Here is a 10,688-nt window from a genome sequence, read left to right as displayed (position 1 = left end):
CGGTCTCTATCTGTTGTGGGCGTTGGAAGTTTGAGGGGACCTGACCTTAGTACGAGAGGACCGGGTTGGACTGACCGCTGGTGTACCAGTTGTGCCGCCAGGTGCATTGCTGGGTAGCTACGTCAGGAAGAGATAAGCGCTGAAAGCATCTAAGTGCGAAACTCCCCCCAAGATGAGACTTCCTTTAAGGGACGTCAGAGATGATGACGTTGATAGGCTGCAGGTGCAAGGGCAGGAATGTCAGAGCCGAGCAGTACTAATTACCCGTAAACTTTCCGTAGCCAGTCTTTGTGGTGTGATACTCTTACAACTGAAATGTCACCACCCGGTGAAAGCCGTAGGTGGAAAATATAGACCGAGAGCCATGGGCTGAAGGTCAAAGATTCTAAGGTGGCTATGGCGGCGGGGCCCACCTCTTCCCATCCCGAACAGAGAAGTTAAGCCCGCCTGCGCCGATGGTACTGCCCTTACAGGTGGGAGAGTAGGTCGCTGCCGATCTTATTATAGGGATCCTTATCAAAGGGTCCCTTTTTTTATGCCCTTATTTTTTAAACATACCCTATCTCAACTCCATATCACACTCGCACTATATAAACCCGCTTATACTTCTTGTCAGGCTACTTAAAAGACTAGTGTAGTAAGCATAAATTATTTCGCTAGTTTGCGTTCACTACTAGTAATAGAAAAGTAGAATATGAATGCTCAGCTTATATTTTTGGCTCCAAATGTGTTGTTTGGGTTGTTTGCCATATTGATACCTGTCATAATTCACCTTTTTAATCTTAGGAGAACGAAGAGACAGTACTTTCCAAATGTTTCCTTTTTAAAGAAAGTGAAGGAGGAGAGTTCGGCTAAGAGAAAGCCGGTAGAGTTGCTGATATTGGTGTGTAGAATATTAGCTGTTTCACTATTAGTGCTTGCCTTTGCCAGGCCAACACTGAAGGATGGAGATGATGATTTGGCCCTTCAAGAGAGGGTTATACTATACTTAGATAATTCTTTGAGCCTGTCCGGTACGGATAGTGAATATGACTTTAACCGGCTGGTTAGGGAGGCATCGGATGTTATTTTGGCCTATCCGGATGGCACCTCCTTTCATCTCCTGGAAAATGGCTATGGAAACTCTCTGGGTCTAGAATATTCCAAGGAGTCTGTTTCTGAACAGCTGACTGAGTTGGAGCAGATTGAAGCCGATAGAACCTTGTCAGAAGTTGGGACACGAATTAGTGCAGCAGGGTTAAGAGGGGATATTTATCTCTTTTCTGATTTTCAGAATAAGTTTGATTTTGAAGCTATCCGTATGGACACAAGTAATAACTATTATATAGTGCCCATAATACCTGAAGAAGTCTCTAATGTATATATAGATACCGCTTATTTGGAGAACACCTTTCTTTCAGGTTCTTTTTCTAATTTGTTAAAACTTAAGGTTAGAAGAAACTACAGGGATGAGCAGGTAGTTAACTTGAAGCTCAATATTGATGGACAGCTTTTTGGGACTGCCGAAATAGATTTTGGTAATCAGTTAATTCAAGATCATGAGTTTCAGATTCCACAAGGAACGGCAGGTCTTGAGCGTGTTCTGGTAGAGATTGATGATTCAGGTCTACTCTTCGATAATTCTTTTTATCTATCGATTAATGCTCTAGATAAGATCAAAGTAATTGAGATTTTTGACTCATCTTCTCCTTCGTTTATACAGGCACTCTATAGCGAGAACGAAATGTTTGACTTTGTTAGAATGGACTCACGATTTCTGGATAACGAAGTATTATCTTCTGCTAACCTAATTGTTGTTAATCAGCTGACTGAATTTTCAAATCAGTTGGTGAACGCTCTAGAAAATCGATTGAATGAAGGGGGCAGCGTAATAGTTGTGCCAGATAGGAATACCAGGTCTAGTGATCTTTCACGTTTAGGAATACAAGTTGTTTCAGATATTGCCGAAAGAGTTGAACTGAATCAGCCGGATTTTGAGAACCCGATATTTGATGGAGTGTTCGAGGAGCCCGATGAGCGTATTGAGATGCCAGAAGCTTCCGTGTCATGGCGGTTACTTAATAGCGAGCTGGACTATCTTACGTTTAAGAACGGAAGAAGTTTTTTGGCCAAGGTGAGCCGAACGGGCAATTTGTTTTTCTATACTTCTCCTTTTAACGAAAGTTATACCTCTTATACTAACCATGCTCTTTTTGTACCGGTGATGTATAAGCTGGCACTTGGTAGCCAGGCCAGCCTGTCGAAGGTTTACTATTATTCCGACCAGGAGACCATCTTTTATCCAAACCAGGATGAGCTTATTGGCAAGGTGGTGACTTTTGAGGGGCAAGATGGTGCAATTACTCCTGACCAGAGGATGCTTGGTGGACAAATTATTTTTGAGATTCCGAAAGGTGTTGTTCGGTCGGGGCACTATTCGATTACGGTTGAAGGGGAATCTTATGGTACCATAGCCTTTAATGTGCCTAAATCGGAATCGAATATCTCTCCAATTGACAGACAAGTTTTGACTGAACTAAATGGTTACGACCAAATAACGGTAATCGACCTCAATGAGGAGAACTCAGCCTCACGCTTTTTAGAGGCTGGAGTGGTGGGCAAGTCTTTATGGGCTCAACTCTTAATTGCCGCACTGTTTTTTCTTTTTGCAGAAATAATTTTAATCCGATATTTGTAGCATGGAGTTTCTAATCCGTTCCGCTCAAATAATCGACAAATCTTCTTCTTTTCACCTTCAGCATAAAGACCTTCTCATTAGCAACGGCATCATTAAAACAATTGCCGATAATATTGAGTATGAAGGCCAAATTATTGAAGCTGATGGTCTTTGTGTTTCTATTGGCTGGATGGACATGCGAGCGCACTATCAAGATCCGGGAAATGAACACAAAGAAGATCTGGAATCAGGAGCTGCGGTATCAGCTTCAGGAGGCTTTACTGACGTGCTTCTTTTGCCAAATACCTCACCTGTGATTAGCTCAAAAAATGCTGTTTCATATTATCATAAGTGGAATAAGAGTTCGGCTGTGCAATTGCACCCAATGGCTGCTCTTACATTGGGTTGTGAAGGCAAGGAATTGACTGAAATGATCGATTTGCACACTGCAGGAGCCCAAGCTTTTAGTGATGGGTTGCGTCCTGTATGGCATTCGGACATCATGCTCAAAGGCTTACAATATCTTCAGAAGTTTAACGGTTTGCTGATTAACAAGGCAGAAGATGAAATGCTTTCTTCCTTTGGACATATGAATGAAGGTAAAGTGAGCACATTGATGGGCCTTAAAGGTATACCTGTTCTTGCTGAAACGCTTATGATTCAAAGAGATTTGAATCTGTTGGAGTATACAGGGGGGAGACTACACATTAGTTTGGTTTCTTCGGGTGAAGGCCTGGAGTTGATTAGAGTGGCTAAGAAAAAAGGGTTGAACGTGACTTGTGATGTAGGGGTAAACTACCTGAAGTTTACGGATGAAGACTTGCAAGACTATGACACCTCTCTTAAAGTGAGCCCTCCATACAGGACAGAAACAGACCGTATGGCCTTGTTAGACGGAATATTGGATGGAACGGTAGACTGTTTGGTGTCTGACCACATTCCTCATGATGAGGAGAGTAAAAAACTGGAGTTTGACTTGGCCGATTTCGGATCGAGCAATCAACAAACCTTTTTTGGGGTTGTAAGTGAGGCTTTGGGAGGTTCTTTATTTGACTCCATAGAACTCTTTACTTCAAAGCCTAGAAAGTTACTACAACTGAGAGTGCCCCAGATCAAAGAAGGGGAGAGTGCCTGTCTTACTCTTTTCAATAATGACGAATGGACAATGAATGACCATACAAATAAGTCAAAATCGGTTGCTTCACCTTTATTTGGCCAGACTATCAAAGGCAAAGTGCTCGGGATTATCAATAATGGTCAACTTGTTTTGAACGACATATGAAAGTAAGGCCCATTATTCCCAAGCTTGGTATTCGCTACGGTATTGCCGGAGGCTTGTTGGCGGTATTGTCTTTCGTAGTCTTCTATTACTTGGACCAACAGCCCTGGAGAAACCTTGTTTCGTTCTTATTGGATATAGTAATTGTTGGTTTTTTCTGTGTGCTTCCTATACGCGAGTTCAAGGTTCGTTACAATCAAGGAGAGCTTCGGTTTTATCATGGCATGTCCATTGGTTTTTTAAGTTATGTGTTTATAGGGATTATTTATTCCCTGTTTATTATGCTGTTTGTGTTGTGGATAGAGCCCGGCTACTTTGAACTTTACAAAGCTGTGCAGTTGGAGGAGATTGAAGGAATGAAAGAACTAATGATGAGTCGTGTAAAGGAAAACCCGGAGCAGTTTTATCAACAACAATTAGATGGCATTAAAGAGATAACCAAAGGTTCGCTGATTTTCGATGCCTTCGTTAAAAAGGTGATCATTGGTTTATTTTTAACACCTATTTTTTCAATTGTACTTAGAACCCAACGGCCGAAATAATTCGCTAATCCGGTTTATCTGTCGCTCAAGTAAAAACCTATGCAGTTTTATCATTTGTAGGTAAACTTGAGATAAATAAGTATTTTTCTAGATATCAACCTTATAATCAAAAATTATGGAAGAGCAAATAACAACAGGTGCTGTTGGTCGTAAATACGGTCTCATATTTGGGCTAATTAGCGCTATGATTTTTATTGGTAGTGCGGCAGCCCGGTTAGATTTAGGCTTTGCCGGTATACCAATTAGCTGGGGTGTTGTAATTACAGCATTGGTATTGGCCTGTAAGAACTTTAAGGCCGAAAATGGAGGATTCATGTCTTTTGGGCAAGGATTTTCTGTTTCCATGTGGGTTACTTTTATTGGTGGAATTGTGAGATCCGTGCTTCAGTATGTATATGTAATGATCGACCCGGATTATATGGATTTCTTGAAAGAACAGAGAGCTAATCAGTCGTTTGGTCCAGCTCCTGATCCAAATCAACCGGTGCCCGATTGGGTTGAGTTCTTTAATACGGCTGAGTTTTTGGTAATAGCCAGCATAATTTCGGCTATCTTTGCAGGCCTAATCTTTGGGGCAATTGTTGCTGCAGTTACAAAGAATGAAGCCGAAGAATTCTAGCTTGATAGATATTTCGATAGTTATACCACTCTTTAATGAAGAGGAGTCAATTCCCGAATTGATTCAATGGATAAGCCGTGTGATGGACTCACATGGCTTTTCTTATGAGGTGATTTTGGTCGATGATGGTAGTCGTGATGGGTCGTGGAAGGTGATTGAAGAGTTGAAAGGTACATACCCTATCAAGGGCATTCGATTTAACCGAAACTATGGTAAATCGGCAGCCTTAAATACGGGGTTTAGATTTGTTTCGGGCGAGGTTGTAATTACCATGGATGCCGATTTGCAAGATAGTCCGGACGAGATTCCAGAACTTTATCGTATGATTAAGGATGGGAATCATTTGGTGTCGGGCTGGAAAAGGAAGCGTCATGACCCCATCAGCAAAACAGTGCCATCTAAGTTTTTCAACTGGGTTACTCGCATACTCTCAGGTATTCGTCTTCACGATTTTAACTGTGGGCTTAAGGCCTATGATTATCGATTGGTCAAAACACTGGAGATATACGGAGAAATGCACCGCTATATTCCGGTAATAGCCAAGCGTAATGGCTTTGAAAAGATAACCGAGAAAGAAGTAGTGCACAGAGCGCGTAAATATGGAAAGACCAAGTTTGGTTTGGAAAGGTTTATTTATGGGTTTCTCGATTTGCTCTCCATTTCATTTGTAAGCAAGTATAAGAAACGCCCAATGCATTTCTTTGGTACCCTTGGTACATTGTCTTTTCTAGCCGGTTTTTTCATGGTGCTATGGATTATATGGGAGAAGCTTAGGGCAATTTATATTATCCATACAACAGACTACAGAGATGTAGTTGAACAACCGTTGTTCTTTTTATCGCTGGCGGCCATTATAATTGGTGTACAGCTTTTTTTGGCCGGGTTTATTGGAGAAATGATGGTTATGAACAACCATCGTAAAAACGACTACATCATAGACCAAACCATAGGGGTTGAGTAATGCACTATTATTCTGTGATCGTTCCGGTATATAACCGTCCGGATGAGGTTAAAGAGCTTTTAGACTCGCTCGTTCAACAAACCTATAAGAACTTTGAAGTAATCCTTGTAGAAGACGGTTCAACTAAGACTTGTAAATCCGTGGCGGACTCTTTTTCGGATACGCTCAGGGTACGGTATTATTTTAAAGAGAACAGCGGGCAAGGCTTTAGTCGAAACTTTGGTTTTGATAAGGCTGCGGGCGATTACCTTATTGTTTTTGACTCTGACTGCATTGTGCCACCACACTATTTTGATGCGGTTAATCGCTTTTTAGAAAAGCAGCCGGCAGATGCTTTTGGAGGGCCGGATAAAGCCCACACCTCGTTCAGTAGTTTACAGAAAGCAATTAGCTATTCCATGACCTCCGTTCTAACTACAGGAGGAATTCGAGGGAATAAGAAACATGTAGGAACATTTCATCCTCGCAGTTTCAACATGGGTATTTCCCGTAAGGTTTACGATACCACGGGTGGCTATAAAATAACCCGGATGGGAGAAGATATTGAGTTTAGTATAAGAATACTCCAGTCAGGCTTTAAGACGTCACTTATTCCAGAGGCCTATGTATATCATAAAAGAAGAACAAGCCTAAGCCAATTTTACAAGCAGTTACATTTTTTTGGAAGAGCCAGAGTCAATGTAAACCGCTTTTGGCCCGGAGAAATGAAGTTAATTCACCTATTGCCACTCTTTTTTGTATTTATAATTTATGGATGGTTCTCCACGCTGTTCTACTCACACAGCCTGTTTAAACTTGGGGCATTTGTTCTGATGTTTTATTATCTGGCCATATTCTTACATAGTGTTGTAAAGAACAAAAGTCTTAGAGTGGGGGTGCTTAGTATTGTTACCTCATTCATTCAGCTATATGCTTATGGAATGGGGATAGTTGCAGAAGTGATAAGGCCTAGAGGAAATCAGTTTTTTGCACAGAAATAAATAATCTCATTAGCTGGGAGCGCATAGCGCCTTACCATTTCATTTGGCAGTTCCATTACAAAACGATCTTCTTTTACCGTAAACCCTGCCTTTTGGAGGCGTTGGCCATAGTCAAGGCCATAGAGTCTTACGTGGTCGGCCTGCCAATATACCTTTTCACGTTCTTTGGGGTCGGTAATGTTGGGATCTTCGAGCGTTGTAGAGCGGCTATAATCTTGTGGAGATTGAATGATGGCCCAGCCTCCCTTTTTTAATACACGATAAATCTCAGACATGGCCTTGATGTCATCTTCTACGTGTTCCATTACATGATTACAAAAAACCACATCGAAGGTATTGTCTTCAAAGGGAATATCATGAACGTCCATCTTTACATCGGCCAGTGGAGATTCCAGGTCGGCAGTGGTGTAGTCCAGATTCTCCATTGATTTAAAGCGATCTATAAAGCAAAGCTCCGGAGCTATGTGAAGCAATTTATGAGGAGCGTTAAAAAAACTGGTTCTTTCTTTAAGATAGAGCCACATGAGTCTGTGCCGTTCCAGCGAAAGAGAGTCCGGGCACAAGGCATTGGGTCTTGGGTTTAGCCGGCCATAAGGAAGAAACTTTCGGTATTTTATTTCGCAAATAGGGCACTCCACATTATTGCCGCGCATAAAGAGACTCACAAATCGGAGAATATAATGGCTGAAGTATTGCAGATACCTGCGTGGTACAAACCTTAGGGTTAAACTTATGAGCTTCTTCATGGTCTAAGTTTCGTCAAAGATAGAAATCAATACTTTTTGGCCTAAGTCCATCCAAACATTGATGCTTCAAATAATGAGGCTTATTTACCGCTCCTATAAATGGGTAAATTTTTATTAAACCATTAAACCCTTTAAAACATCTAAAAATATGAGCCTTTGGCAATCTGTGGTGTTGAACAAATAAAAAAGGAGGCAGTTTACACCATAGCTTGTTAAAAGCTGTAAAAGGCGCACTTTCTAATTATTTTAGAGGTGCTAAAGTTTTTTAGGTGGATGAAAATCCAGCAAGAATAAACATAATTTCGCCAACATATTTTAAGTAGAGACAAAAGAGTCATGAAAAAGAAACTCACCATTTTCGCCTTAGTTGTAGTAACAGCCATTATTGTTGCTGCCACAGTGTTCAATCCCTCTTCGGCAGAAGAAGGTCCTGCGCTGTTCGCAACAGCAGAAAAAGGCTCCTTTACTGTAGAGGTTACGACAACCGGTGAATTATCCGCTGAAAGGTCGACCAAAATCATGGGGCCAATAAATGCCAGAGAGTATGGTATTCGTCAAATTACAGTTCAGCGATTAGTAGAAGAAGGCACCCAGGTTCAAGAAGGCGACTTTGTGGCCCAATTAGACCCTAGTGAGCTATATGATAAAATCCAGCAAGAGAAAGAACAGCTGGATGCTCAAATTGCCGAGTTCGACAACGCCAAAATCGATACTGCACTAACTCTTAGAAGTGAGCGCGATAAACTTATTAATCTGGACTATCAGATTGAAGAGAAGCAATTGCAACTTGAGCAATCGCAGTATGAACCACCGGCCACCATCAAGAAATATGAGAATGAGTTAGAAAAGCTTAAGCGCGATAAAGACCGGGCGCTGGAAGAATATCAACTCAAAATTCAGCAGGCCAAAGCAAAGATGATTGAAGAGACGGCCGATTTGAGAAGACGTCAGTCGCGCTATGATAATATGCAAAAGGTATTGGAAGATTTCCGAATACTGGCTCCTCAGGCCGGAATGGTTATCTATACCAAAATGGGAAGCGAACGAATTGTTGAGGGCTCACAAATAAATGTTTGGAACCCAGAAGTAGCCGAGTTGCCCGACCTTTCCAGCATGATTTCTACAACATACATCAACGAGGTAGATATCAGAAAAGTAAAAGTGGGACAAGAAGTTCAAATTGGTTTGGACGCTTTTCCTGAAAAGAAATTAACCGGACGCGTAATCAGAGTTGCCCGAGTTGGACAACAAAACCCTAACTCTGACGCTAAGGTATTTGAAGTTGTGGTAAGGGTAAACGAAAGAGACAGCGACCTCAGACCAGCCATGACAACCAGCAATGTTATTATCACTCAGAAGCTCACAGATGTGGTATACGTACCATTGGAATGTCTTAATACCTACAATGACTCCATTAACTACGTGATCAAAAAGAATGGCACCTTGCAAGAAGTGCTAGTGGGGCTAACCAATAGCAACGAAGCTGTTATTGAGAAGGGTGTTGAGCCGGGCGAGGTATTATACCTAAGTCGTCCTGACAACATTGAGGGTAAAGAACCTAAGTTATTGCCTGAGTTGAATGGCAAGAGAAATCAGAAGTACGAGACTACAGATCCTGAAAACTCTTTGGACGATGCCTCTAAATGGGTGTTGCCTAATGGAGAGCCAATGTCTCCCGAAATGATTCAACGATTGAAAGACCGGGGAATAACAGACCCATCTCAACTGCAAAACATGATGAGAGGTGGTCAGCGCCCTCAAGGCGGTTCTTCAGGTAGAGAAGGTGCCGCCCGATCAGGACAGCCTAACCGATAAGCCCCAAAACTCTAAATCGCATGAATAAAAAGAGTTTACTTTCCAATTTCTACATTGCCTTAGAAGCAGTGTTGGCCAATCAGGTGCGATCGCTTCTGACAGCGTTGGGTATCATTTTCGGGGTAGCAGCAGTTATTGCCATGCTAGCGATCGGAAATGGAGCGCAGAACGAAATCCTGGAGCAGATCGAATTGGTGGGAGTCAATAATATTATTGTACAACCCAACATAGAGCAGGTAGAACAAAAGTTGGGCGAGTCGGACGATGAAGACAAAAAGAAGTTTTCTCCCGGACTTAAATTACTCGATGTAGAGAGCATTGAAAATACCATTCCCGGTGTTAAGAAACTCAGCCCTGAGATTCTTTTAGAGACTTACATTATTAAAAACGGGATCAGAAGAAGCTCTAAGTTGGTAGGTGTTGAACCTGCTTATTTTGAAGTGGCCAATTTTGAGTTGCTCGATGGCGAAATGTTCAACGAGAAACAGCTTAGGCTCGGAATGCCTGTTTGCATTATTGGAAAAGGCATTGCTTCCAAGTTTTTCCCTCGCGAGAACCCCATCGGACAGCAAATCAAAGTGGGGAACCAATGGTTAAAAGTGATTGGTGTACTCAAGGAGCGTTTTATTTCTGAAAAGGCCATTAACAACCTCGGAATTCGAGATTATAACATGGATGTTTATACACCTATTCAAACGGTGCTCATTCGTTACATCAACCGCGACTTGGTAACCGGCTCCGGTTTAAAGAAAAGCTTTGGATCAAGCATTCAAATTTTTGGCGGCTTCCGAGGTATGATTTCTATTTCAGGTGGGGGAAACGATTCGTCTAATGACAAACCAAAGAATTATCATCAGATTGACCGTTTGGTAGTGCAGGTAGAAGAGTCTGCTAAACTCAACCCTACAGCCGATGTTCTGGCGCGTATGTTAGAGCGTAGGCACTACGGTGTGGTAGACTTTGAAATCACTATTCCGGAATTGCTACTTAAGCAACAACAGCGAACTCAAAATATATTCAATATTGTATTGGCGGCTATTGCAGCTATATCATTGCTAGTTGGTGGTATCGGTATTATGAATATTATGTT

General features: G+C 41.8%; 9 protein-coding genes and 2 rRNA genes. 10 read left to right on the top strand and 1 reads right to left on the bottom strand.

The window, feature by feature from the left end:
* The 8 genes from B3763_RS12135 to B3763_RS12100 form a co-directional block, all read left to right on the top strand.
* A 23S ribosomal RNA gene (locus tag B3763_RS12135) occupies window positions 1–280 on the top strand; the annotation flags it as partial.
* A gap of 106 nt (window positions 281–386) precedes the next feature.
* Window positions 387–498, top strand: a 5S ribosomal RNA gene (gene rrf / locus B3763_RS12130).
* A 196-nt stretch (window positions 499–694) separates the two neighbouring features.
* Window positions 695–2,677 carry a BatA domain-containing protein gene (locus tag B3763_RS12125; RefSeq protein ID WP_286746798.1) on the top strand — a complete coding sequence of 661 codons (1,983 nt, stop codon included), beginning with the start codon at window positions 695–697 and terminating at the stop codon, window positions 2,675–2,677.
* A gap of 1 nt (window position 2,678) precedes the next feature.
* Entirely contained in the window at window positions 2,679–3,938 is a 1,260-nt protein-coding gene (locus tag B3763_RS12120) for a dihydroorotase (protein WP_286746795.1), read from the top strand.
* The gene (locus B3763_RS12115; protein WP_286746793.1) at window positions 3,935–4,477 is read left to right on the top strand and encodes a DUF4199 domain-containing protein; all 543 of its coding nucleotides are present in this window, start codon (window positions 3,935–3,937) and stop codon (window positions 4,475–4,477) included. The genes B3763_RS12120 and B3763_RS12115 overlap by 4 nt, the downstream gene beginning before the upstream one ends.
* A gap of 115 nt (window positions 4,478–4,592) precedes the next feature.
* Window positions 4,593–5,096, top strand: coding sequence for a DUF4199 domain-containing protein (locus tag B3763_RS12110; RefSeq protein ID WP_189630077.1), 504 nt, complete (start codon window positions 4,593–4,595; stop codon window positions 5,094–5,096).
* Window positions 5,077–6,057 carry a glycosyltransferase family 2 protein gene (locus tag B3763_RS12105; protein ID WP_229838625.1) on the top strand — a complete coding sequence of 327 codons (981 nt, stop codon included), beginning with the start codon at window positions 5,077–5,079 and terminating at the stop codon, window positions 6,055–6,057. Before B3763_RS12110 ends, B3763_RS12105 begins: the two co-directional genes overlap by 20 nt.
* Window positions 6,057–7,037: a glycosyltransferase gene (locus tag B3763_RS12100; protein ID WP_286746788.1), complete on the top strand. Its 981-nt coding sequence runs from the start codon at window positions 6,057–6,059 to the stop codon at window positions 7,035–7,037. The genes B3763_RS12105 and B3763_RS12100 overlap by 1 nt, the downstream gene beginning before the upstream one ends.
* On the opposite strand, the gene B3763_RS12095 is transcribed toward B3763_RS12100, so the two are convergent.
* Entirely contained in the window at window positions 7,016–7,783 is a 768-nt protein-coding gene (locus tag B3763_RS12095) for a class I SAM-dependent methyltransferase (RefSeq protein WP_286746786.1), read from the bottom strand. The two genes, B3763_RS12100 and B3763_RS12095, sit on opposite strands and share 22 nt — an antisense overlap.
* A gap of 336 nt (window positions 7,784–8,119) precedes the next feature.
* Here B3763_RS12095 and B3763_RS12090 point away from each other — a divergent pair, with 336 nt between their 5' ends.
* A complete protein-coding gene (locus B3763_RS12090) occupies window positions 8,120–9,598 on the top strand; it encodes an efflux RND transporter periplasmic adaptor subunit (protein WP_189630080.1) in 1,479 nt (492 codons plus the stop codon).
* 20 nt (window positions 9,599–9,618) lie between these two features.
* Window positions 9,619–10,688: ABC transporter permease (locus tag B3763_RS12085; protein WP_286746782.1), on the top strand; the 1,070-nt coding region annotated here is incomplete at its 3' end.

Origin of the sequence: Roseivirga sp. UBA1976 (assembly GCF_002336325.1) — a bacterium.
Classification (GTDB): Bacteria; Bacteroidota; Bacteroidia; order Cytophagales; family Cyclobacteriaceae; genus Roseivirga; species Roseivirga thermotolerans.
This window is presented reverse-complemented; position numbering and strand designations above follow the sequence as displayed.